Source organism: Salidesulfovibrio brasiliensis JCM 12178, from assembly GCF_001311825.1.
Classification (GTDB): domain Bacteria; phylum Desulfobacterota; class Desulfovibrionia; order Desulfovibrionales; family Desulfovibrionaceae; genus Pseudodesulfovibrio; species Pseudodesulfovibrio brasiliensis.
Window position 1 is genome coordinate 90,397 of record NZ_BBCB01000002.1, and the last position, 22,298, is coordinate 112,694.

General features: G+C 58.9%; 22 protein-coding genes and 4 pseudogenes. 14 read left to right on the forward strand and 12 right to left on the reverse strand.

Annotation, left to right across the window (positions count from 1 at the left end; all coding sequences use genetic code 11):
- Positions 1-35: 35 nt before the first annotated feature.
- From JCM12178_RS01610 to JCM12178_RS01660, 11 genes and pseudogenes are all read right to left on the reverse strand, one after another.
- On the reverse strand, positions 36-533 hold the full coding sequence (locus JCM12178_RS01610; RefSeq protein WP_054648223.1) for a DUF456 domain-containing protein: 498 nt from the start codon (positions 531-533) through the stop codon (positions 36-38).
- Between the two features lie 2 nt (positions 534-535).
- A pseudogene (locus tag JCM12178_RS01615) lies at positions 536-1,824 on the reverse strand (phenylacetate--CoA ligase family protein).
- Positions 1,825-1,847: 23 nt separating this feature from the next.
- On the reverse strand, positions 1,848-3,290 hold the full coding sequence (gene dnaB, locus JCM12178_RS01620; protein WP_054648224.1) for a replicative DNA helicase: 1,443 nt from the start codon (positions 3,288-3,290) through the stop codon (positions 1,848-1,850).
- A pseudogene (rplI, locus tag JCM12178_RS01625) lies at positions 3,274-3,805 on the reverse strand (50S ribosomal protein L9). Before rplI ends, dnaB begins: the two are co-directional and overlap by 17 nt.
- Positions 3,806-3,815: 10 nt before the next feature.
- Entirely contained in the window at positions 3,816-4,079 is a 264-nt protein-coding gene (gene rpsR / locus JCM12178_RS01630) for a 30S ribosomal protein S18 (RefSeq protein WP_054648225.1), read from the reverse strand.
- Positions 4,080-4,091: 12 nt separating this feature from the next.
- Positions 4,092-4,379, reverse strand: coding sequence for a 30S ribosomal protein S6 (gene rpsF / locus JCM12178_RS01635; RefSeq protein WP_054648226.1), 288 nt, complete (start codon positions 4,377-4,379; stop codon positions 4,092-4,094).
- Positions 4,380-4,632: 253 nt separating this feature from the next.
- Positions 4,633-5,528 (reverse strand): annotated as a pseudogene (locus JCM12178_RS01640) (phosphoribosylaminoimidazolesuccinocarboxamide synthase).
- Positions 5,529-5,554: 26 nt separating this feature from the next.
- Entirely contained in the window at positions 5,555-6,859 is a 1,305-nt protein-coding gene (gene hisD, locus JCM12178_RS01645) for a histidinol dehydrogenase (RefSeq protein WP_054648227.1), read from the reverse strand.
- A gap of 177 nt (positions 6,860-7,036) precedes the next feature.
- Positions 7,037-7,642, reverse strand: a complete 606-nt coding sequence (locus JCM12178_RS01650; RefSeq protein WP_054648228.1) for a hypothetical protein — start codon at positions 7,640-7,642, stop codon at positions 7,037-7,039.
- A gap of 149 nt (positions 7,643-7,791) precedes the next feature.
- The gene (locus tag JCM12178_RS01655; protein ID WP_054648229.1) at positions 7,792-9,123 is read right to left on the reverse strand and encodes a M23 family metallopeptidase; all 1,332 of its coding nucleotides are present in this window, start codon (positions 9,121-9,123) and stop codon (positions 7,792-7,794) included.
- Between the two features lie 144 nt (positions 9,124-9,267).
- Entirely contained in the window at positions 9,268-9,693 is a 426-nt protein-coding gene (locus tag JCM12178_RS01660; protein ID WP_054648230.1) for a CBS domain-containing protein, read from the reverse strand.
- 148 nt (positions 9,694-9,841) lie between these two features.
- Between JCM12178_RS01660 and JCM12178_RS01665 the strand changes: the two genes are divergently transcribed.
- Genes JCM12178_RS01665 through pgsA form a run of 4 tightly spaced genes read left to right on the forward strand, consistent with a single transcriptional unit; the run spans position 9,842 to position 12,993 of the window.
- Positions 9,842-10,489 (forward strand): protein-L-isoaspartate(D-aspartate) O-methyltransferase, encoded by a 648-nt coding sequence (locus tag JCM12178_RS01665; protein WP_172677054.1) that lies wholly within the window; start codon positions 9,842-9,844, stop codon positions 10,487-10,489.
- Positions 10,490-10,510: 21 nt separating this feature from the next.
- On the forward strand, positions 10,511-11,497 hold the full coding sequence (locus tag JCM12178_RS01670; protein WP_245628554.1) for a DUF368 domain-containing protein: 987 nt from the start codon (positions 10,511-10,513) through the stop codon (positions 11,495-11,497).
- A 26-nt stretch (positions 11,498-11,523) separates the two neighbouring features.
- Positions 11,524-12,399 carry an Mrp/NBP35 family ATP-binding protein gene (locus tag JCM12178_RS01675; RefSeq protein WP_054648232.1) on the forward strand — a complete coding sequence of 292 codons (876 nt, stop codon included), beginning with the start codon at positions 11,524-11,526 and terminating at the stop codon, positions 12,397-12,399.
- A gap of 9 nt (positions 12,400-12,408) precedes the next feature.
- On the forward strand, positions 12,409-12,993 hold the full coding sequence (gene pgsA / locus JCM12178_RS01680) for a CDP-diacylglycerol--glycerol-3-phosphate 3-phosphatidyltransferase (RefSeq protein ID WP_054648233.1): 585 nt from the start codon (positions 12,409-12,411) through the stop codon (positions 12,991-12,993).
- On the opposite strand, the gene JCM12178_RS20570 is transcribed toward pgsA, so the two are convergent.
- Positions 12,960-13,376: a hypothetical protein gene (locus JCM12178_RS20570; protein ID WP_172677049.1), complete on the reverse strand. Its 417-nt coding sequence runs from the start codon at positions 13,374-13,376 to the stop codon at positions 12,960-12,962. The genes pgsA and JCM12178_RS20570 overlap by 34 nt on opposite strands.
- On the opposite strand from JCM12178_RS20570, the gene JCM12178_RS01685 reads away from it, so the two are divergent.
- From JCM12178_RS01685 to fusA, 10 genes and pseudogenes are all read left to right on the forward strand, one after another.
- Positions 13,375-13,611, forward strand: coding sequence for an FtsB family cell division protein (locus JCM12178_RS01685; protein WP_245628563.1), 237 nt, complete (start codon positions 13,375-13,377; stop codon positions 13,609-13,611). The genes JCM12178_RS20570 and JCM12178_RS01685 overlap by 2 nt on opposite strands.
- Positions 13,595-14,407 (forward strand): tetratricopeptide repeat protein, encoded by an 813-nt coding sequence (locus tag JCM12178_RS01690; protein WP_054648234.1) that lies wholly within the window; start codon positions 13,595-13,597, stop codon positions 14,405-14,407. Before JCM12178_RS01685 ends, JCM12178_RS01690 begins: the two co-directional genes overlap by 17 nt.
- Before the next feature lie 3 nt (positions 14,408-14,410).
- Positions 14,411-15,202 carry a hypothetical protein gene (locus tag JCM12178_RS01695; RefSeq protein ID WP_054648235.1) on the forward strand — a complete coding sequence of 264 codons (792 nt, stop codon included), beginning with the start codon at positions 14,411-14,413 and terminating at the stop codon, positions 15,200-15,202.
- A gap of 20 nt (positions 15,203-15,222) precedes the next feature.
- Positions 15,223-16,244, forward strand: a pseudogene (fbp, locus tag JCM12178_RS01700) (class 1 fructose-bisphosphatase).
- Between the two features lie 3 nt (positions 16,245-16,247).
- Complete coding sequence (gene tsaD, locus JCM12178_RS01705; RefSeq protein WP_054648236.1) at positions 16,248-17,315, forward strand: tRNA (adenosine(37)-N6)-threonylcarbamoyltransferase complex transferase subunit TsaD; 1,068 nt, start codon at positions 16,248-16,250, stop codon at positions 17,313-17,315.
- Between the two features lie 144 nt (positions 17,316-17,459).
- On the forward strand, positions 17,460-17,780 hold the full coding sequence (trxA, locus tag JCM12178_RS01710; protein ID WP_054648237.1) for a thioredoxin: 321 nt from the start codon (positions 17,460-17,462) through the stop codon (positions 17,778-17,780).
- Between the two features lie 4 nt (positions 17,781-17,784).
- Positions 17,785-18,705: a thioredoxin-disulfide reductase gene (trxB, locus tag JCM12178_RS01715; RefSeq protein ID WP_054648238.1), complete on the forward strand. Its 921-nt coding sequence runs from the start codon at positions 17,785-17,787 to the stop codon at positions 18,703-18,705.
- Positions 18,706-18,708: 3 nt separating this feature from the next.
- Positions 18,709-19,443 carry an outer membrane protein assembly factor BamD gene (locus JCM12178_RS01720; RefSeq protein WP_054648239.1) on the forward strand — a complete coding sequence of 245 codons (735 nt, stop codon included), beginning with the start codon at positions 18,709-18,711 and terminating at the stop codon, positions 19,441-19,443.
- Positions 19,444-19,473: 30 nt separating this feature from the next.
- On the forward strand, positions 19,474-20,253 hold the full coding sequence (locus JCM12178_RS01725) for a hypothetical protein (protein WP_054648240.1): 780 nt from the start codon (positions 19,474-19,476) through the stop codon (positions 20,251-20,253).
- Positions 20,250-22,298: an elongation factor G gene (fusA, locus tag JCM12178_RS01730; protein ID WP_054648241.1), complete on the forward strand. Its 2,049-nt coding sequence runs from the start codon at positions 20,250-20,252 to the stop codon at positions 22,296-22,298. Before JCM12178_RS01725 ends, fusA begins: the two co-directional genes overlap by 4 nt.

Sequence of the window (22,298 nt, forward strand, 5' to 3'; positions counted from 1 at the left end):
TTTCATCAAGTTTTTCGGCTGGTGTCTCGGTCAGGCTATGGCCAGACGCGGGGGATGCTCAGAACCACCATGGCCGCGCCGAGGCTGAACTTCACCGTGAAGCCGAACGCCTTGCCCCAGAAAGCGCCCAATGCGGCGTGCCTGGCCTCCGGCATGCTCTTGCCGGGGAGTTCAAAGACGAGGCAGCCAACGTAAGCGCCGACCAGCGCGCCGAGAATAGCGCCGATGCCAAACAGGAACGGTGCGCCGAAGATTGCGCCCACGATGGCGCCGACAATGCCGCCGATGTTTCCCTTGGAGGACGCTCCGTATCGTTTCGCGCCCCATGTCTGGAGCACGAATTCCAGCACTTCGCCCACAACGGCCATGGCAGCAAGAACGCCCACGAAACCCCAGCCCATGGACTCGGGGTAGAGCCATTTCCATAACGCGACAAGCCCAAGGGCAATCCAGTTTGCCGGGCCGCCGAAGATGTTCACGGCCTGTGAAACGAGAAGCAAAAGGATGATGAGCGTGGCCCAGAGGTACTCCACGGCTACTCCTTGTCGCGCAGGTCGACCACGCGCACGGCCTTGCCCGGCGATTTGGGGATGGAGTCGTGCATGACCAGCTCAACGCGCGGGGTGACGAGAATCTCGTTGCAAAGCGAACTTGCGATGCGCTTCTGGAGTCCCTGAAGGGCACGCATGTCCTCGACAAAGTACTCGTCCTTGATCTCTACCTTGACCTTGATCTGGTCCATGTAGCCTTCGCGGATGAGCTCGATGAGATAATTCTGGCCGACTTCGGGCATGGACATGAGCGCCTGTTCGATCTGCATGGGGTAGATGTTCACGCCCTTGATGATGAGCATGTCGTCAGCACGTCCGGCGATGCGGTCGATGCGGCGGCAGGTGCGGCCGCAGGCACATTCGCCGGGCATGAAACGGGTCAGATCCCGTGTGCGGTAGCGGATGATGGGCATGCCCTCGCGGGTCAGGGTGGTCATCACCAGCTCGCCAATTTCGCCTTCGGCAACATGCTCGCCAGTGGCGGGGTCAATGATTTCGGCAATGTATGCGTCTTCCCAGACGTGCATGCCGTTTTGCTCCGTACACTCGAACGCCACGCCGGGGCCGTTCATCTCGGAAAGTCCGTAGGAGTTGTAGGCCTTGAGTTTCAGAAGTTCTTCAATGCGCTGGCGGGTCTCCTCGGTGTGCGGTTCGGCACCGATGAGGGCGATGCGCCACGGCATTTCAGCCGGGTCATAGCCTTCCTCCCGGACCTTGGCCGCGAAGTAGAGCGCGAACGAGGGGATGATGTGCATGACCGAAACGCTGAAGTCGCGGATAAGCTTGATTTGTCGCTTGGTGTTGCCCGCGCGGCCGGAACGGTCAGGCAGCCAAGGCGCTCGGAGCCGTAGTGGATACCGAGACCGCCGGTGAACAGGCCATACCCGCTCATGTTTTGCAGCACGTCCGAGCGGCGGACGCCGACGGCGTACATGGAGCGGGCCATGAGGTCGGCCCAGGTGTCGATGTCCTTCTGGGTGTAGAAGACGGCCGTGGGCGTGCCGGTGGTGCCGGACGAGGCGTGCAGGCGCACGAAATCGTCAAGGGAGCGGGTCAGCAGACCGTAAGGGTATTGGGAACGCAGGTCGTCCTTGGTGGTAAAGGGGAGCGCGGTGATGTCCGAGGCGTTCTGGATGGATTCGGGGTCGAATCCCTTGAGGCGTTCGGCATAAAAAGGGGCGTTCTTGGCGTTCTTGATGACTTCACGGAGCCGTTTGGCCTGGAGGTTTTCCAGTTCCGCACGGGGGAGAGTCTCGGCGGGATCGTAGTACATGCGTGCCCCTTTTTTGCTGTTGATTAATCGGATGGTTGGGCGTCTTCTCCAAACTCGGAACCGTACGGCATGGTCTCCATGTTTTCGAAGAGTGTGCACTCTTTCTTGAAGAAGAGCGTGAGCGCGCCCGTAGGACCGTTACGCTGCTTGCCGATGATGATCTCCGCCTCGAATTTGCGCGGGTTGTCGTCGGCCTTGTTGTAGGCGGCGTCGCGATAGAGAAAGATGATGATGTCCGCGTCCTGTTCGATTGCGCCGGATTCGCGAAGGTCCGACATCATGGGACGCTTGTCCGTTCGCTCCTCGACCTTGCGGTTGAGCTGCGAGAGGGCGATGACCGGGACGTTGAGTTCTTTGGCCAGCGCTTTGAGGCTCCGGGAAATGTCGGAAATCTCCTGCTCGCGGGAGTCGGGCCGCGCGCTGGAGCGCATGAGCTGAAGATAGTCGACCACGATCAGCCCGATGTCGTGTTCAGCCTTGAGCCTGCGGCACTTGGCCTGCAGGTCGAGCGTGGAGAGCGCCGGGGTGTCGTCGATGAATATCGGGGCCTGCGAGAGCACGTCGGCAGCGTCGTAGAGTTGCTGCCAGTCATTGTCCTCAAGGTAGCCGGTGCGCAGGTTGCTCAGATGAACATGACTCTGCACGGCCAGCAGGCGGGTCATGAGCTGCTCCATGGACATTTCCAGCGAGAAGATGGCCACGGGCGTTTCGGAACGCACGCCGCATCGAAGCGCAACGTTGAGCGCGAAGGCGGTTTTGCCCATGGAGGGACGGCCCGCGATGATGAGCAGGTCGGAGTTCTGCAGCCCGGCTGTCATCTTGTCGAATTCGGTGTAGTGGGTCTGGATGCCCGTTACCGCGCTCTTGTTTTTGTACTTCTGCTCAAGCTCTTCGAATACGCGTTTGACCAGCCGGTTGCTGTCCAACATGTTGGTTTCGGCCTTGGACTGCGCGATCTTGAAGATGTCCTTTTCAGCGACGCTGAGCATTTCGTCCACACTGCCGGTCTCATAGCAGTTGCCGATGATTCCGGCTGAGATGTCGATGAGCTGGCGAAGAATGGCTTTGTCGCGGACGATCTTGGCGTGATAGCTGGCGTTGGATGCGCTGACCACGGAGTCGGCAAGTTCGGCGAGGTAGACCGGCCCGCCGATGGAATCGAGGGTGCCTTTGGAACTCAGGTGGTTGCCGACAGTGATGAGGTCGATGGGCTGGTTGGTGCGGGAAAGGTCGACAAAGGCCTCGAACACGGCCTTGTGGGTGGGCGAGTAGAAATGCTCGGGTGAGACGATTTCCACCAGCGAGTTGAAAAGTGTGGGCGACTGGAAAACGCCGCCAAGTACCGCCTGCTCCGCTTCAAGGTTGTGCGGCGGCACTTTACGCAAAATGTCGGAGGAGGCCCTTTGCAGGGCATCCTCCGACGTCATTGCGTTCTGGTTGTATCCAGACTTATTCGGTCTCGGCATCGGCGATTTCGGAAGCCTCTTCGGCTTCTTCCTCGGCATCCAAGACTTCTTCGAACGGTTCTTCGATCACGCCACCTTTTTTGGCGACGGTGAGCTTCAGCTCGCCGCGAACGTCCGGATGCAGCTTGATTTCGATGTCGAATTCGCCGAGGGCGCGGATGGGTTCTTCGAGAACGATCTTGCGGCGATCGATTTCGACACCCTGTTCGGCCATTGCATCGGCGATGTGGGTCGGGGTTACGGAGCCGTAGAGCTTGTCGCCTTCGCCGACACGGACGGTGATTTCCACCGGAGTAGCAGCGATCTTGGCGGCCATTTCCTCGGCCTCGGCACGGACTTGGTCCGCTGCGGCCTGAAGCTTTTTGCGTTCGAGTTCGAACTGCTTCATGTTGGCATTGGTCGCCGGGGCAGCGAAGCTGCGGGATCAGGTAGTTACGGCCATAGCCAGCCTTAACGGTAACAATGTCGCCAAGGCGGCCAAGGGAGTCGATGTCAGCGCGAAGAATGAGTTTCATATCGTCCTCCCTACAGGTTGGTCTTCTTCTTCACGTCCGCGGAGTGGACAGTGGTGTAGTACAGAAGAGCCATCTGACGGGCGCGCTTGATCTCGGTGGTGAGCCTGCGCTGATGCTTGGCGCAGGTGCCGGTGATGCGGCGGGCGATGATCTTGCCGCGCTCGGTCACGAAGTCCTTGAGGACGTCCGGGCGCTTGTAATCCAGGGGCATTTCAGCGTCGGCACAGAAACGGCAGAACTTGCGACGCGGAGTGAATTTCTTGCGGAATGCCATGATAAATCCTCCTTACGCGGCCTGCTTGACGGTGATGAACTTGAAGATGCCGTCGGTGATGCGGATGATGCGCTCCATCTCGGCGATAAGAGCACCGGGAGCGTTGAACACGAGGCGCACGTAGTAACCGCGGGACTGCTTCTGAACGGGGTAGGCGAGAGGGCGCATGCCCCACTCGTCGGTCTCGGTCAGTTCACCGCCCTGATTGGCGATGATGCCGCTGACCTTTTCGACAATTTCCTTGCGGCCCTCTTCGCCCAACTCGGGCGAGAGCAGCAGAAGGGTTTCGTAAGATGCCATAATTTCCTCCTTTTGGTCGTGGGCCCCATCCTGTGGCGCAGGATGAAGCAAGGCAAAGAGACGGTTGTTTAGTCCCTTTCTTTATGGGTGTCAACCCCTGAGGAGTCTTTGTCCTCCGGCGGCGTCCAGCCGCACGAACGTCCCGGGCCTCATCCGCCCTTGATGCCCAGCTTCGGAAAGACGAAGCGGGCCAGCAGATAGCCGCACAGGAAAACAAGGGCGAGAATGCCGAGGTCTTTCATGGACCTGCTCCTTATACCTTAAGCTCGCTCCCGGTCAGCAGCCTGTACGCTTCAAGATATTTGTCGCGCGTGACTGTCGCGATCTCGGCCGGAATGGCCGGTCCGGGGGGCTGCTTGTTGAAGCCGATTTCCACCAGCCAGTCGCGCATGAACTGCTTGTCGAAGCTGGGCTGGCCCTTGCCCGGCTCGTAGCCATCCATGGGCCAGAAGCGCGAGGAGTCCGGGGTCAGCACTTCATCGATGAGGATGAGTTCCCCGTCGATGGTGCCGAATTCGAATTTGGTGTCCGCAATGATGATGCCGCGTTCGCGGGCGTAGTCGCGGGCGCGGGAATAAATGGCGATGGAAAGGTCTTCGACTTTGCGCATCATCTCTTCCCCCACCAGCTCGGCGGCGCGGTCCAGCGTGATGTTCTCGTCGTGGTCACCGAGGTCGGCCTTGGTGGACGGCGTGAAGAGCGGATCAGGCAGCATCTCGGATTCTTTGAGATTCTCCGGGAGCTTGTGGCCGCAGACTTCGCCGGTTGCCTGATAGTCCTTCCAGCCGGAGCCGGTGATGTAGCCGCGCACGATGCATTCGATGGGCAGCGGTTTGGCCTTGCGAACCACCACGGAGCGGCCTTCGAGCATGTCGCGGTAGGCCTTCAGCGGTTCGGGAAAGTCGTCCACCTTGGAGGCGATGATGTGGTTGGGCACCAAATCCTTCATCCGTTCCATCCAGAATAGGGTGATGCTGTTGAGCACCGCGCCTTTTGCGGGATGGGGTCGGGCAGGACCACGTCGAACGCGGAGATGCGGTCCGAGGTGACGATGAGCAGGGTCTCGTCATCAATTTCATAAATGTCGCGAACCTTGCCCCGGGAGACCAGCGGGTATTCCTTGATGTCGGTATTCACTACGGCATTCATGGCACTCTCTCTTCCTGTTTAAGGTATTATTTGTTGCGGCATTCCACGCTGCGGGCGTGTGCTTCCAGTCCTTCCAGCCGGGCCAGACGGGCGATCTTGTCGCCGTGGCGGGCCACATATTCCGCACTTGCGGCAACGACGCTCGACTTCTTGCAGAATGTCTGCACCGAGAGGGCGGAGGAGAAGCGTACCGTCCTGAGCGTGGGCAGTACGTGATTCGGTCCGGCAAAGTAGTCGCCTACCGGTTCCGGGCTGTGGTGGCCCATGAAGATGGCCCCGGCGTGGCGGATCTTGCCGAGCTTGGCCCACGGGTCGGCCAGCGAAAGTTCAAGGTGCTCGGGTGCGAGCTTGTTGATGAGGTCGGCGCCGGTGTCGATGGTGTCCACGACGATGGTCGCTCCCCAGTCTTCAAGGGATTTGGCTGCGATCTCGCCACGCGGAAGCTCGGCGGTCTGGCGCTTGAGTTCGGCGCAGGTGGCCTCGGCCAGTTCAGAGCTGTCGGTCACGAGGATGGATGCGGCAAGCGGGTCGTGTTCGGCCTGCGAGAGCATGTCCGCGGCCAGCCATCCCGGAGTGGCGGAGTCGTCCGCGAGGATGGCGATTTCGCTCGGTCCTGCGACCATGTCGATGCCGACCTGCCCGATGAGTTGCGTTTTGGCCGTGGCCACGAAGATGTTGCCCGGACCGGCGATGACGTCGCACGGGGCGATGGTTTCGGTGCCGTAAGCCAGTGCGCCGATGGCCCATGCGCTGCCGCAGAGGTGGACCTCGGTGATGCCGAGCAGGGCGGCCGTGGCGAGGATGTGCGGGTTCAGGGTGCCGTCCTTGCGAGGCGGGGAGGTCATGGCGATGCTTTCGACGCCCGCAACCTGTGCGGGGACTGCGTTCATTATCAGGCTTGAGATGAGCGGGGTTTCGCCGCCCTGACCACCGGGAACGTACAGCCCGACGCGCTCTACGGGCGTGACCATCTGACCGAGCACGGTGCCGTCGGGCGAGGTGGTCCACCAGGACTTCTCTCTTTGATTGATATGGAACGCACGAATGTTCTCGATTGCCTCGCGCAGAATCTCCACGTCGCTTTCGGGAACCTCGGTCAGCGCGCGATCAATGGCGTCCTGCGGAACGCGGATCATGTTCGGGGCGAAGTCGGCGCAGTCAAACTTGGCAGTGTATTCGGCCAGCGCCTTGTCGCCGTTTTCACGAACGTTTTCGAGAATGTCGCGCACGATGCCGTCGACGTTGGTGTCGGGGTCTTTGCGCTTGTCCAGCCATTCCTGAATGGCGGGCCAGTCCTTCGGGCCTGAGTATGTGAGTCGTTTGCAGGGCATTCGGTCCTCTGGCTGGTCGTAATGCTTGGTTGTCCCCGGTCCGTTGCCGGGAGGCCATCTATATCGAAGGGGTGGGCAAAAGTCGAGAGGTCACGCAAAGAGACGCCGGGGTACGAAGGCCCGGCGTCAGGTAAAATAATCTTATGTAATGGCTGGTTGGCTCTCTGGACGACAGGGTTATATCTTGTTCTTCAACAGGCTTTCGGCGCTGATTGCCGAAGCCGCGACCGAGGTTTCGGGCAGTTCCGCCTGCATGGCGTATGCGTTGGCGGCCAGACGTTGCTGGAAAGACATGAGTCCCTCGCCGACATCCTGCCTTACGGGTGCGTGTACGTGACGGGCGATGTTTTCGTGCAAGGCAAACCCTTTTCGGCGCAGCATCGGGTCGCCGCCTTCCTCGCCTTCTTCCTCTTCCTTGTCGAGCTTGGCCTTGTTCAGCGCGTGGACGCCGTCGGAGAGGCGGGTCTTGACCTCGACACCGGTGATCTCTTCGATTTCTTTCTCTATATCCCTGATGCGTCGTTTCTGGGCCTCGGTGGGACTGTCGCCCATGTCCAGCAGCAAGTCGTTGAGCATGTCGCGCAGCTTGGCGAGACGTCGCTCTTCTTCGGGAGTCAGATCCCGTAATGACATGCCTTGGGATTCGCCGGACTCGCTCTTTTCATTGAAGTCCACGCCTTCATTGGCAAGAAACGTTTCGGTGAGCGAAAACTCTTTCTTTTCCTTTCGCTGCTGGAACGGATCGATGCCAGTACTGCTTGTGACTGCGCCTATGCTGCTCATGGTTTATCTCCGGAAAGGATTTCCTCCTGGTTTAAATGAGCAAGTATCGTGCCTTGTGAATGTGTTGGCAATGCATTGAAATGGCAGAAAAAAAGAGGCGGACAACCCCCGGAAGGATTGTCCGCCTTGTGCGTGTATTCAGCTGGGCGCTATCGGTTGAGCTTTATGTCGATATTATTTTTGATCCAGTGGCCGTCGAACCATTCGAGGGGCTGCACCGGGGTGCCGGAGACGTAGACGCCGAAGTGCAGGTGATCGCCGCCGGCCAGTCCGGTGGAGCCGGTCTTGCCGATGATGTCGCCGCGCGTGACGTCCTGCCCGACCTGAACGTCGATCTGGCTCATGTGCGAGTAAAGGCTCTGGAGGCCGAGACCGTGGTCGATGATGACGCAGTTACCGTAAATGCCGAGCGGCCCGGCGTGCATGATCTTGCCGGTGTTGGCTGCCGGGATGGGGGCGTGCCGCAGGCTGGCGAGGTCGAGGCCGAGGTGGGTCTGGTTGTCCACGACCTTGTCTTTATACATGTAGTCGCGGTAGTCGGCAAAGCGCGCTCGGTTGGCGGCGTTGGGCAGCCGCATGAACGTCCCTTCCCAGAGAGGAACCGAGGCGGTCTGCTGGCCGATCTTGTGAATGGCTTCGGCGTTCTCGCGGCGCAGGTTGTTGTTGACGTTCACATACTGCTGAAGCATGTCGGCCTCGCTCTGGCCGATGAACTGGGAGAACTGCGGCAGCACGCGCTCCATGAAACGGTCGGAAAGCCTGATGCGGTCCTTTCGGAAATTGCGCGCATTGGCGTGGTAGTTGAAGGAACGCATGGCGCTGTTGCCAGCCTTGTCGCGGGCGGTGATGACCGGCGAAAAGGTGTCGGGCGGGGTGTCCCACGGCATGGCGAACATGCAGAGGTAGTTGATTTCCTGATCGTTCTCCTGACGGTAGGCCGGGAAGAAGCGCTCTCCGACACGGATTCCGGCTTCCACTGCCGGTTCGGAAAGGGAGAACTCGACCAGCCCGGCACCTCCCTGATTCAGGTTGGTGGTGTGCGTCTTGACGTAAACGCGCGGCGGCGTGGCGTCGAAATTGAATTCCTTGGAAGCCTTGGACAATCCGGAATCGCCGAAGGGGTAGAAGGATGCGTCCTTGGCCTCAACTTCCACGGTAAACGGACCTTCCTTGAGCCGGTCCTTGTCGAAGCTCATGGTTTCGCTGAAGCTCATGGTTCCCTGCGAGAGCTGTTTGTCGAACAGGGGGATGGTCTTGTCGTTCTGTACTGCCACGGCCTTTACCCATTTCAGTCCGCTTCCGGGGTCGGATGCGGTGATGGTGATCTTGGCTCCCTTGCCGAGGTCGGTGATGTCCGGCGTCATGGCAAGCTTGGGGGGCGTGGTGTCGCGGAATACAAACCAACTGCCCGCCGCGAGCATGGCAAGAATGAGTATCGGCAGGATGTAAGCGGATATGTTGCTTTTCTTTTCTTTGTTCATGGTACGGGATCTCCCGGTCTTTTTCGTTGCGAAAATATCTAGAATATGTCTACACACACCGGGGCCGGAAGACAAGCGATGAATGGAAAACGCCCGCTCCGGAAGGCCGGAACGGGCGCAGGTGTCGCGCTTGAAGTGCCGGGGTTACTCGTCCAGCGCTTCCATGAGGTTGATGGCCAGCTTGAGGAAGTCTGCCTCGGTCAGGATGCCGCAGAGTTTTCCGTCGTCAAGGATGGGCAGGCAGCCGTACTTGTGGTTCAGCAGAATCTCCGCCGCGTCCTTGAGGGCCGTTTCCGGGGTGCAGGTGCGGATGTCCGTCCGCATGATCTCGCGGATGGGGATGCCGGAGTCGATTTCCTTGAGCGTCTCGGCGTCAAGGTCTGCAAGCTGCGAGATGGTCGCCCGCAGCAGGTCGCGGTGGGTTATGAGGCCCACGAACCGTTTTTCGGAGTCGACAATGGGGACGTGCCTGATGCGCTGGAGGTTCATGAGGGACTTGGCATGATGCAGGGTGTCCGTCTCGTAGAGAGAGAACACCGGACTGGACATCCAGTCGTGAATCTTGAGCATGGGTACCTCCGTGTATTTTACGTTACAAGCATCACCGAACCGCCGATTCCTGTCAATGGGAAGAGGCCGCAGAGCGCAAGGTTGTTGACTTGATTCTCAAATGGAGTAAGCATCCGCCAACGGTTGCAGAGCAGCATAGTGGAGGGGTTTGATGATTGATCCGCGCAGACTGCGCGAGCGCATGGTCAAGGAACAGATCGAGGCGCGCGGGATTTCCGATCCCGCGGTGCTTGCTGCCATGCGCGAAGTGCCCCGGCATCTCTTCGTCGAGCCTGCGCTGGCCATGAAGGCCTACTCCGACTCGCCGCTGCCCATTGGAGAGGGCCAGACCATCTCCCAGCCCTATATCGTGGCGCTCATGAGCGAGCTGCTGGATGTGAAACCCGGCATGAAAGTGCTGGAGATCGGCACCGGATCGGGGTATCAGGCCGCCATACTGGCGCACATGGGTGCCGAGGTGCATACCGTGGAGCGCATCAGAAAGCTCTTTTTCGCCGCCCGCAAGCGATTTGCGGACATGCGGCTTTTTTCCATCCGGCCAAAGCTGGACGACGGAACCCTCGGCTGGCCCGAGGAGGGACCATATGACCGAATCATCGTCACGGCTGGCGGACCGCGCGTTCCACAGCCGCTGGTCGATCAACTGGCCGATCCCGGCAAGCTGGCCATCCCGGTGGGCGACACCCGCCGCCAGCAGTCCCTTATCCTCGTTACCAGGGAAAACGGCGAAGTCACGGAACAGAACCTCGGCGGCGTCGCCTTTGTGGACCTCGTCGGGTCACACGGCTGGACATAAAAGGAAATAAAGACGGTATTCGTGAATAAACAGACCCTTTCCAAGGCTTTCATGGCCAGCCCTGGCCCCCGGAGTTTTCCTGAGGCCGGACTTTTGGCGCTCAAGGGCATGTTCATGGGCGCAGCCGACATCATCCCCGGGGTTTCCGGCGGGACCGTGGCCTTCATCACCGGCATCTATGATGACCTAGTGGATGCCATCCGCTCCTTTGATTTTTCCTTCATCCGCAGGTTGCTCAAGTTCGACCTCTCCGGCGCGCTTGCCGGGGTTCATCTGCGGTTTCTGATCTGTCTGGTCAGCGGCATCTTTCTGGCCGTGGTCGGTATGGCCCGTATTATCCACCATCTGCTCGCCAACCATCCGGTACAGGTCTGGTCCCTCTTTTTCGGGCTCATTGCCGCTTCCGTGATAGTGGTCGGTCGGCGCGCAGGAGGTTTTACGCTGGTCAATGCGGTCTGCTGCGCCTTCGGGGCGGCCTTCAGCTATACGCTCGTGGGCATGATTCCGGTGACAACGCCGGAGACCTCGTGGTTCGTTTTCCTGTGCGGCATGATCGCCATCTGCGCCATGATCCTTCCCGGCATCAGCGGGGCATTCATCCTGCTTATGCTCGGCAAGTATGCCTACGTCACCGGAGCCTTGCGCAATCCCTTCGATCCCGGCAGCATGACGGTGATCGGCGTGTTCGCGGCGGGAGCCGCGTGTGGTATTGTTGTGTTTTCCCGCATCCTGCACTATCTTCTGCACCGTTGGCATGCCGCCACGGTGAGCGTGCTGACGGGTTTTATGATAGGCGCATTGCGCAAGGTCTGGCCATGGAAAGAGGTGCTTGAGAGCACCCAGATACGCGGAAAGATTCATGTGCTGCGCGAAGCGAATATTCTTCCTCCGGCACTGGACGGGGCTTTCTGGCTGGCCGTCCTGCTTGCGTGCGCCGGAGTTATTGCCGTACTCTTGCTGGAGCGTTGCTCTGGCGAGTGTGTTTCCATTAAGAGCGACAGACAGTAAACTAACAGAATGAAAGGTGAAATACAGTGAGCGACAGTTGCAAGTCCTGCGGTGGCGGTGATTCCAACGCCAAGTTCGAGATTCAGAACCAGCTCATCAAGAATACGCTGGGCAACATCAAGCACAAGCTGTTCGTCATGAGCGGCAAGGGCGGGGTGGGCAAGAGTTCCGTGGCCGTCAACATTGCCGCCGCGCTGGCGGAAAAAGGGTACAAGGTCGGCATCCTTGACGTGGACATTCACGGTCCGAGCGTCCCGACCCTGCTTGGCATTACCGGCACTCTCGACATCGAACGCGGCTCGCTTGTGGTTCCCAAGAAGTACAACGAGAATCTTTTCGTGGTTTCCATGGAATCTCTTCTGGAAGACCCGGATCAGGCCGTTCTGTGGCGCGGTCCCATGAAGACTTCCGCCATTCGTCAGTTCGTCTCCGACGTGCAGTGGGGCGAGCTGGACTTTCTGGTCATCGACTCGCCTCCGGGCACCGGCGACGAGCCCATGACCGTGCTCAAGACCGTGCCCGAAGCGCTTTCCATCGTGGTCACCACTCCGCAGGAGGTTTCTCTTTCGGACGTGAGGAAGTCCATCAATTTCCTTCAGTACGCCAAGGCCAGCATCCTCGGCGTGGTGGAGAACATGAGCGGTATGGTCTGCCCGCATTGCCACCAGTCCATTGATCTGTTCAAGAAGGGTGGCGGCCGCGAGCTTGCGGAAAAGTACGGACTCGAATTTCTCGGCGGCATCCCGCTTGATCCCGCGACCGTGGTCGCTGGCGACAGGGGGACGCCCGTCGTATTGCTTGAAGAGGATTCCTTTGCCAAGAAGGCTTTCCTCGCGCTGGCCGATACGGTGGCCGAGGCCGCCGAAAACAGTCTTGAGGCCGCGGCCTCCAAATCCGATTAGGCGGAACGAATGCCCAACAAGGTACTCAACCTCCCCAATTGTCTTTCGCTGACACGCATCGTGGCGGCTCCGGTCATCGTCGGGCTGCTCTACATTGAATTGTGGACTGGCGCGCGTTACTGGGCCTACATGTCCTGCGTGCTCTTCATGATTGCGTCGGCGACCGATCTGTTTGACGGGATGATCGCCCGGCAACAGAACACCATCACCAATCTCGGGAAGTTTCTCGACCCGCTGGCGGACAAGCTGCTGATCTGCTCCGTGCTCATCATGCTGGTCCGGCTCGGTCCCGAGTGGCGTGTTCCCGCTTGGGCCGTGATTATCATCATCGGCCGGGAAATCGCCGTGACGGGCATGCGGGCCGTGGCGTCCGACATGGGACAGGTCATCGCTGCGGACAAGTTCGGGAAGTTGAAGACCGTACTGCAGAGTTTCGCGCTGGTTCCGCTCCTTTGGCATTACCCCTTCATGGGGTATGACGTTCGCCAGATCGGACAGCTTCTGTTCTGGGCCGCAGTGGTCCTGACCGTGATTTCCGGTGCGAACTACCTGTACAGTTTCTACAAAAAGTGGTTAATATCCGAGGTGAATTGATCGCTTGACCGAGGCGTAACATGGCCGGAGACGACCTGAAGAATCATCTTGTGCGCATAACGAACTGCCTCCAGACCATTCTGGACCTGGAGCCGCAGATCGAGGGCCTCGAGCTGGGTGACGCCTTGCTCGATGAATTCAACGTGCTCAAGTCGTTTCTCGGGAAGATCGATGTGGTTGACGTCGCGGAAGAGGATGTGGAGCGCATTGAACGCGCCACGCCAACTTTCTTCACGAACTGGAAGGCGCGCTGGCCGAAAACGACTCCGAAGACGGGAAAAGGCTGCAATAGTGAAATCGCTTGCGCGAAATGTTGTCATTGCGGTCCTTGTTGCCGTAAACGTGTTGTTGTTGGCCCGGCTGCTTTTCAGCGACCAGAGCATGTTCGCCTATTCTCGGCTCAAGGAGCGTCACGAGGACCTCTCGCGCAGACTGGAGGAGGCCGAGGAGCGCAACGTGGAACTGAGCCGCGAGATCAAGCGGTTGAAAAGCGACCGCAAGTATCAGGAGAAAGTGGTGCGCGAGCGGCTCAATTTCGTTCGCGAGGACGAGATTCTCTACGTTTTCCCAGAGGATGGACAAACCGGCGGAGAAGCGAATAATGAAAGCGAAAATTGAGTGGTATCAGGAAGTTCTCTCCCTTGAGCCGGGTTCCAAGGTCTTTTTCCCGCTCGCGAAGCTGTTTGTCGAACTCGGCAACCTCGACGACGCGGCCATCACGCTGCAGAAAGGGCTGGACCGGCACCCCGATTTTTTCGAGGCAAGACTGTTGCTGATTCAGGTGCTCTCGGAACTCGGGCGCGATGATGAGGTACACGGACACCTCGAACAGGCCGTTGCCCCACTCAAGGAATTTCCCGGGTTCTGGCGGACCTGGGCGCGCGCATTGACGGAAGAAAACCGCGATCTCGCGGTTTTTCTCATGCTTGTGGCCTCGAATGTTTCCGGCAACCCCATCAATTGGACCGACGTGGTCTTCGAGGGCATCGGCGCGCTCTCCAAGCGTCTCGTGGGCGAGCCGCTTCCCGCTCCGGCAGAGGACGCCTACCAGCCGTCCATGCCGGTCATGCCCAGCGTCGAGGAAATCGACGGGCATGTGGACGAGGAAGACATGGTGCGCCCCGAAGCGGGCAGCCTGCGAACCCGGACCATGGCCGAACTGCTTGCTTCGCAGGGAGATTACGGCGGAGCGCTTGACATCTATCGTCATCTGCTTGAAAACGCCACGGCGCAGTCGCGTCCCTCCATTGAGGAGCGGATTGCCGAATTGGAACAACTGGGAGGCGGTGCGGACGCCGGGCAAGGCGATGATCCGTACAGCGTCCATTCGAAAAACCGGCTCATCAGCACCCTTGAGATGCTGGCCGCCCGGTTCGAGGCAAGAGTCGGAGAACTGGGGAACACCCGGGATTAAAATATGACACGTACTTTGGCGCTTCTGCTGGCGCTGACCGTTATGGCGGTCTCTGGCTGCAGAACCTGGTATGACACCAAGAAATACATGAAGGGTTCGTGGGAAGAGGCCCGGAGCTGGGTCGACATCCAGCCCACCGTGGACACCGATGCCTACGAATTCGAGAACCCCAATCAGGAAAAGCTGGCTCTGCTGTTCGCGCCGGTGGACGGCCCCATGGGGTCGCTGATCCGTTTTCTGGAGGATCAGGACACTAGCCCCGAGCAGGAGTGGATCGAGTTGCTCTTCCTGCGGTTTCCCTGGGTCAATCGCGTCATTGTGACCGATCCCGAGGGGAATATCCTTACGCAGGAACCCGCACAGCCGTTCAAGCGGTTCAGTCAGCCGCTCGTATTTGAAGGTGTCTGGCGTCAGACTTTCCTGAAGACCGTCGCCGACTACCCGGACCTTGGCCCCGAACTGTACGTGGGCACGCCGTATTTCGAGGATGTGGATTTCAAGGGCCTGATTATTGCCGGTTTCGATCCGCGCAGCCTCATGCGATTGAGTCCCAACCCCGATGAACTGCTGATTATTCATCCCGGCGGCGGCGTCTGGACTGCTGGCGGTGAAGTGGATGAAGAAGGGCTGCTTGCCGTACCGTGGGAAGAGATCCTCACGGAAGACGTGCAGGGTCAGGTCAAGGTTGGGGAAAAATATTATACTTGGATTGCACGATATATCGGGCAAGATTCCTACATATACGCCACCGAAAGCGTCGACCCCGAAGCTGACGGCAAGTTGTGGTGGTTTTAACGTGACACTAAGGAGATACCGTGCCCCAGCAGGTTACCGTCACTGAGCATCTGCTTCTGCATCAAAAGCGCATCCCCGGTGCCACCGGCCAGTTCACGCGGCTCTTCAACGAGATCGTGCTCTCCGCGAAAATCATCAACCGCGAGGTCAACAAGGCCGGACTTGTCGATGTGCTCGGCTTCACCGGCAAGACCAACGTGCAGGGTGAAGAGGTCAAGAAGCTTGACGAGTACGCCAATCGCATTCTGATTCATCGGATGGCGCGCTCCGGTGTGCTCTGCGCCATGGCCTCGGAAGAGAATGCGGACATCATTGAAGTGCCCCACGGATTGCCTGTCGGCGACTACATCTGCATTTTCGACCCGCTGGACGGTTCTTCCAACATCGATGTCAACGTCAATATCGGCACCATTTTTTCCATTTTCAAGCGCGAGAGTCCCGAGGCAGCCACCTGCTTTCTTCTGACGTGCTCCAGCCGGGGTTGCGTCAGGTGGCGGCGGGGTACGTCCTGTACGGCACCTCCACCATGCTCGTCTTTACCACGGGCGACGGCGTGCACGGTTTCACCATGGACCCCGGCGTGGGTGAATTCCTTCTCTCCCATCCGAACATTCGCATCCCCGAGCGCGGGCGCATATACTCCGTGAACGAAGGGTACTACAGCTACTGGGATGAGCCGACCAAGGCGATACTCGAATACTTCAAGTCCTCCGATAACAACAATCGCAAGCCCTACAGCGGCCGTTACATCGGTTCACTTGTGGCGGATTTTCACCGTAATCTGATTTACGGCGGCATTTTCATGTATCCGGCCGACAACCGCGACCCGAAGAAGCCGCAGGGCAAACTACGGCTGACCTGCGAAGCCAACCCCATGGCGTTCCTCGCGGAGCAGGCTGGCGGAATGGCCGTGGACGGTCGCAACCGCATTCTCGAGCTTGAAGTGGAGCACCTGCATCAGCGTACGCCGCTGTTCATCGGCTCCCGTGAGGATGTTCTCAAGGTTCGCGAAGTCTACCGCGAGTTTGACGCCAAAGGGTAACTCATGCTGACACTCGGTATTGAGACCTCCTGTGACGAGACTGCTGTGGCGCTCGTGGAGGATGGTCGTCTTGTGGGGCAGCAACTGGCCTCGCAGGTGGATCAGCACGCCGTGTTCGGCGGCGTTGTTCCCGAAATAGCCTCCCGCGAACACCTCAGGCTGCTTCCCGTTCTTTTTCGCGAACTCATGGGCGAGTCCGGCAGGGCTCCGGAAGACATCGACGTCGTGGCTGTTGCACGCGGGCCGGGACTGCTCGGTGCGTTGCTGGTAGGCGTGAGCTTTGCCAAGGCGCTGTGTCTGTCGACCGGGGCGCGGTTGACCGGTGTCAACCACCTTTGGGCGCACCTGCTTGCTCCTTCTCTTGAGCGCGAGTTGCCGTTTCCGGCGCTTGGTCTGCTGGTTTCCGGCGGCCATACACATACATACCGTATCGACTCGGCCACCGAGTTCGAGCTGCTTGGCAAAACGCTTGATGACGCGGCGGGTGAGGCTTTTGACAAGGTCGCCAAACAATTAAATTTTCCTTATCCGGGCGGCAGGCATCTCGACAATTTGGGGCAGGAGTCGCAGCCGGACACGGCCCTGTTCCCGCGCGCTTTTGTCGACAACCCGAGTCTCGATTTCAGCTTCAGCGGGTTGAAGACCGCTGTGGCGAATCACATTGCCGCGCATCCTCATTTGGTGCTTGAGAGCATGGAGGCGGAGTCGTTGGAGCGGCTAAGCGCAGAAAAACGGGCCACGTTGGCCAAGGTCTGCGCCTCGTTTAACTGGAGCGTGGCCGACACGCTGCGGATCAAGGTGGAGCGAGCTTACCGGAAGGCTCCTGACGCAAGAGCGATCATCGTCGCCGGTGGCGTTGCCGCCAACATCATGGTCAGGGCGTTCATGAAGGATTTTGCCGACTCGCATGGTCTGGAACTCGTGTTGCCCGGCTTTTCCCTGTGTACTGATAACGCCGCCATGGTGGCTGCGGCAGGGGAACTCATGGCCCGGAACGGGAAGTATCACAGCCTCGATATGGAAGCGATTCCGAGAGGGCGAACCGTGCCGCTGGACTGGATTTCCGTGTAGTTTCCGCCGGGTATTTCGCCAATCCTTCTTGACACGGCGATGTGGGAACACTACTTTTATTGACTGGTTCATCCTGCCGTTTTTCGGCAGCACAATATGAAAGCAATGCGGCTGAGCCGTAGTAACAAATGAAAGGAGCTATTCATGGCCAATCAAGTCACTGACAGCAATTTCGAAGAAGAAGTGTTGAAGAGCGATATTCCCGTGCTGATCGACTTCTGGGCTCCGTGGTGCGGCCCCTGCCGTGCAATGGGTCCGGTCATAGACGAACTGGCCGGTGAGTTCGAAGGCCAGGTCAAGGTTCTGAAAATGAACGTCGACGAAAACTCCGGCACCCCCGGCAAGTATGGCATCCGCGCCATCCCGACCCTGATCCTTTTCAAGGACGGCGAAGTCGTCGACCAGAGCACCGGTGCCGTCTCCAAGAGCAGCATCAAGGAAATGATTGCCAAAAAGGCTCTGTAGTTCCATGAAGCAATATGACGCCATTGTAATAGGGGGCGGACCGGCAGGAATGACGGCTGCCCTCTATCTTTTGCGTGCCGGTGTGAAGACGGCGATGATCGAAAAGCTCTCGCCCGGCGGGCAGGTTCTCATGACCGAGAAGATCGAGAACTATCCCGGTTTCCCCGATGGGCTTGAGGGCTGGCAGCTTGCCGACTTCTTTCAGAAGCAGCTTGACCTTTACCCGCACGACACCATTAGCGACGAGGTCCGTTCCATTAAGGTCGGGTCCCCGTACCACGAAATCAGCGTGGGCGACGAAGTGGTGCAGGCCAAAAGCATCATCCTCTGTTCCGGTGCCCGCTATCGCAAGCTGGGCATTCCCGGCGAACAGGAGATGATTGGCAGGGGCGTGTCCTACTGCGCGCTGTGCGACGGGAATTTCTATCGCGACAAGACGGTCGCGGTGGTGGGCGGCGGCAACTCCGCGCTCGAAGAATCCCTGTACCTCGCGCGTCTGGTCAAAAAGCTCTATCTCATCCACCGCCGTGAGGAGTTTCGCGGTGCGCTTTGTTACCAAAACAAGTGCTTTACGCACGAGCGCATCGAAGTTGTCCGCAATGCCGTGGTGGAAGAAATCGTCGGCGAGAATGAAGTCACCGGAGTGGCCATCAAGGATGTCAATACCGGTGAGAACAAGGTTCTCGATGTGGACGGCGCCTTCATTTTCGTTGGTTTCGAACCCATTCTTGATTTCGTGCCCGAAGATGTCGAGCGCGAGCCCAACGGCATCCTGACCGACAACGAAATGCTTACCAACGTGCCGGGCATCTTCGCTGCCGGGGATATCCGTTCCAAACTCTGCCGCCAGGTCGCGACGGCCGTGGGTGACGGTGCCACCGCTGCCACGTCCGCGTTCGCCTATCTGGAACAGCTCGAGGACTAATTCATGCGGATCGGTGCCGCCTTCAGGGCGTCTTGCGTGTTGCTCATCCTTCTCGCTTCAGGCTGCAGCCTGATCGATTATTACTTCCTGCCCCCGCCGGAAGATACCGCTTTCGAGCTGTATGAGGCCGGGCTGGATTCCATGAAGGAGAAGCATTACGAGGCTGCTCAGGAGTATTTTGCCAAACTCAAGGATCGCTTTCCGTTCAGTCCCTACGCCGTGAAGGGTGAATTGGGACTGGCGGATGCGTATTATCTCGACGAAAAATACGTTCAGGCCACGGAAGCCTATAAGGAATTCGAGGCATTACACCCCGGGAACGAGAACATTCCTTATGTGCTTTTTCAGGTGGGCATGTCCAACCTGAACCAGTTCGAGTCCATAGATCGACGTCAGGACAACATTAAGGAAGGGTTGGAATACTTCTACCGGGTTGAGCAGGCGTATCCTGACACTGAGTACGCCAAGCAATCTCGTGAATTGATTAAAAAAAGTCGTAGAATTCTTGCAGAGCATGAATTGTTCGTGGCCGACTTTTTCTTTACGCGCAGCCAGTTCGGTCCGGCGTGGCATCGCTACCGCTATGTGGTGGAGAACTACTCCGACATCCCCGACCTGCGCACTTACGCCCACAAGCGGGCGCAACAGGCCTACTTTGAGTACCAGAAGGAGCTGTCCGAAGAGGAACGCATGGAGATTCAGGACAGCTGGTATCTCTGGCTCAGAGAGTGGCTTTAGCACCGGTCACCAAGCCGGACGGGAAGGATCATGCGAGACGGTTTCGCGTTTCCCCGGTGGCTGGCGGACAGGGTGCCCGACGACTCCCGGTTCGCAGATGCCTATGACTCCATCGCTCCCGAACGTCGTGCGCTTCTGAAGACCTGCATTGCACGGCTTTGGGAGTGGCGCGGAGCGGAGCGTGTCTCCGCCCGGCAATCCATTGTCGACTATCGTGCCGGTTTCACGGCATCCGACAGCGTCCGTCCTTTGGACTGCGCTGTCATCATCCTTGATGATTCATCTCCTTCGCCCGCCGATCTGCTGGCAGGGCTTGTCCCTGCACTGGCGGCGGGCGTGCTTCATGTGCTTGCGCTTCATGTCGGTTCCGGCTGGACCGACGCGCAACTCACCGCCCTTGAACTGGCCGGTCAGGAAGACGTTGCGGAACTGGCCGTCGACGAGGCCGCCGCGTGTCTGCAGGAAATTGCGGGCCACGGCGACTGTGTTGCCGTGTGCATTGGCGGAGCGTTAACCCACGCAGCTTCCCGGGCTGGCATGAAGGTGTGGCGAAGCGTCCCCGGTCCTGCCGTTGTGGTAGGCGAAGGGTTCGATCTCGACGCACTGGAGTTCATGCATCCCGGATCGCTGGTGCAGGCCGCAACAATCCAGGAAATCAACGAAAAACCTGCGGGGGTATTCACCGAAAGCCCGGCAAGGGCAGCTTTCACGGCCGGACACGGCATGGAGGCCTGCTGGGCGTTTACAGACATGCCGATTGATCTATTTCTCAAGCGCGAAACACGTTGGACAAAGGGAGGACTGTCGTGAGCAAGGTCAAGGGTCCGAGTAGAAAGTATCTGGAAAAGCTCAGGAATATCGGGATCATCGCCCACATTGACGCGGGCAAGACCACGCTGACCGAGCGCATTCTCTATTACTCGGGGAAGATTCATCGGATCGGAGAGGTGCATGAGGGCACCGCCACCATGGATTACATGCCCGAAGAGCAGGAGCGCGGCATCACCATCACCTCTGCCGTGACCACTTGCCCTTGGAAAGACAGCACAGTCAACATCATTGATACCCCCGGACACGTGGATTTCACCATTGAGGTCGAACGCAGCCTGCGCGTCCTCGACGGCGCGGTCGGCGTCTTCTGTGCGGTGAGCGGTGTGGAGCCGCAGTCCGAGACGGTGTGGCGTCAGTCCGAGCGGTATCGCGTGCCCAAAATTGCCTTCGTAAACAAGATGGACCGCCTCGGCGCTGATTTTTCGGCAGTCCTTGACTCCATGGTCGATAAACTCAAGGCCAACCCTGTACCTGTCACCGTGCCCAATGGCGAAGGGCAGGAATTCAAGGGTATTTTCGATCTCGTGGAGATGAAGCGCCTTGAGTTCACCGGGGAGCAGGGCTCGGAAGTCCTGACCCATGAACTGACAGACGATGAGGCCGGCAGTATCGCCGGTTGGCGTGAAAAGCTCATTGAGGCGGCATCCGAGGCGGATGAGGATATTCTTGATCTTTATCTCGGCGGTGAACCCGTGCCTGCCGAAACAATCCGAGCTGCGTTGCGCAAGCTGACGCTCTCGCGTGAGATCGTTCCTGTATTTGCTGGCTCCGCGCTCAAGAATTCCGGTGTGCAGCCCGTTGCGGACGGGGTCTGTGCCTATCTTCCAAGTCCGCTGGAGACGCCCCCGGCCATTGCGGTTGATGAAGAATCCCATAGCAAGGTCGAGTACGAATGCGACACCAAGGGGCCGCTCGCCGCGTTGGTTTTCAAGGTCGCCATGGATTCGGGGCGCAAGCTTGCGCTCATGCGGATCTACTCCGGCAGCATCAGTGCCGGGGACGTGGTGTATAACGCCACTCAGAAGACCGACGAGCGCGTTGCCCGTCTTTTCCATTTGCATGCGGGGCGTAAGGAAAAGCTGGAGACCGGTTTTGCCGGGGACATCGTGGCCGCGGCCGGAATGAAGTACGCAAAGACCGGCGACACACTCTGTCTCAAGGAATCTCCGGCTCTGCTGGAACGTATCGACGAGTATAAGCCGGTTATCTCCGTGGCCATTGAGCCGCGTAACTCCGACGAAGGCGACAAGCTGGAGGAGGTCCTGAACAAGTTCCTGCTCGAAGACCCCACGCTGGTGGTGGAAAACGAGGAGGAAACCGGGCAGGTTATTCTTTCAGGCATGGGTGAGCTGCATCTGGAAGTTATGCTTGAACGTTTATTCCGCGAATACAACCTCAAGCCGAGAACCGGTAAGCCGCAGGTTGTTTATCAGGAGACTCCGGCCAAGAGCGCAGAGAGCACCGAAGAATTTCACCGTGAACTCGGTGAGGTCATGCACCATGGCGGCGTGCGTCTCAGCGTTGAACCGTTGGAGCGGGGCAAGGGCCGTGACATCGTATTCGAGGTTGATCCCGAAGCATGGCCTGCGCAGTGGATGGAAGCCGTTGCCGAAGGTATTGAGGACGGCTTGCAAAGCGGCGTGGTCAGGGGCTACCCCGTTCAGGACGTCCGCGTTCGCGTGCTGGATATGCTGCGAAGGGAAGGGGAGTCTTCCCCGGCAGGATACCGCATGGCTGCGGCCATGGCTCTTCGGAGTGCTCTTTCGGACGCTTCTCCCAAGTTGCTGGAACCCATCATGGCCGTTGAAATCACTGTGCCGGAAGAGTTCGTGGGCGATGTGGTAGGCCTCATGGGCGCCAAGGGGGCGCGCGTTGGCAACATGATCGACCGGGGCGACCGAAAGCTCGTTACCGGCAACGCACCGCTGGCTTCGCTCTTCGGTTTTTCCACCGATCTTCGCTCGGCGACTCAGGGTCGTGCGGCCTTCATCATGAAGTTCGACCGGTTCGACATACTGGATTAA

Coding starts and splice junctions, on each gene's coding strand:
- JCM12178_RS01685 (WP_245628563.1), top strand. CDS start 13,375: ATGTTCGCCTATTCTCGGCTCAAGGAGCGTCACGAGGACCTCTCGCGC.
- JCM12178_RS01660 (WP_054648230.1), bottom strand. CDS start 9,693: ATGCTCAAGATTCACGACTGGATGTCCAGTCCGGTGTTCTCTCTCTAC.
- hisD (WP_054648227.1), bottom strand. CDS start 6,859: ATGCCCTGCAAACGACTCACATACTCAGGCCCGAAGGACTGGCCCGCC.
- JCM12178_RS01695 (WP_054648235.1), top strand. CDS start 14,411: ATGACACGTACTTTGGCGCTTCTGCTGGCGCTGACCGTTATGGCGGTC.
- tsaD (WP_054648236.1), top strand. CDS start 16,248: ATGCTGACACTCGGTATTGAGACCTCCTGTGACGAGACTGCTGTGGCG.
- JCM12178_RS01655 (WP_054648229.1), bottom strand. CDS start 9,123: ATGAACAAAGAAAAGAAAAGCAACATATCCGCTTACATCCTGCCGATA.
- trxA (WP_054648237.1), top strand. CDS start 17,460: ATGGCCAATCAAGTCACTGACAGCAATTTCGAAGAAGAAGTGTTGAAG.
- JCM12178_RS01650 (WP_054648228.1), bottom strand. CDS start 7,642: ATGAGCAGCATAGGCGCAGTCACAAGCAGTACTGGCATCGATCCGTTC.
- JCM12178_RS01690 (WP_054648234.1), top strand. CDS start 13,595: ATGAAAGCGAAAATTGAGTGGTATCAGGAAGTTCTCTCCCTTGAGCCG.
- rpsF (WP_054648226.1), bottom strand. CDS start 4,379: ATGGCATCTTACGAAACCCTTCTGCTGCTCTCGCCCGAGTTGGGCGAA.
- JCM12178_RS20570 (WP_172677049.1), bottom strand. CDS start 13,376: ATGCTCTGGTCGCTGAAAAGCAGCCGGGCCAACAACAACACGTTTACG.
- JCM12178_RS01725 (WP_054648240.1), top strand. CDS start 19,474: ATGCGAGACGGTTTCGCGTTTCCCCGGTGGCTGGCGGACAGGGTGCCC.
- pgsA (WP_054648233.1), top strand. CDS start 12,409: ATGCCCAACAAGGTACTCAACCTCCCCAATTGTCTTTCGCTGACACGC.
- dnaB (WP_054648224.1), bottom strand. CDS start 3,290: ATGCCGAGACCGAATAAGTCTGGATACAACCAGAACGCAATGACGTCG.
- rpsR (WP_054648225.1), bottom strand. CDS start 4,079: ATGGCATTCCGCAAGAAATTCACTCCGCGTCGCAAGTTCTGCCGTTTC.
- trxB (WP_054648238.1), top strand. CDS start 17,785: ATGAAGCAATATGACGCCATTGTAATAGGGGGCGGACCGGCAGGAATG.
- JCM12178_RS01720 (WP_054648239.1), top strand. CDS start 18,709: ATGCGGATCGGTGCCGCCTTCAGGGCGTCTTGCGTGTTGCTCATCCTT.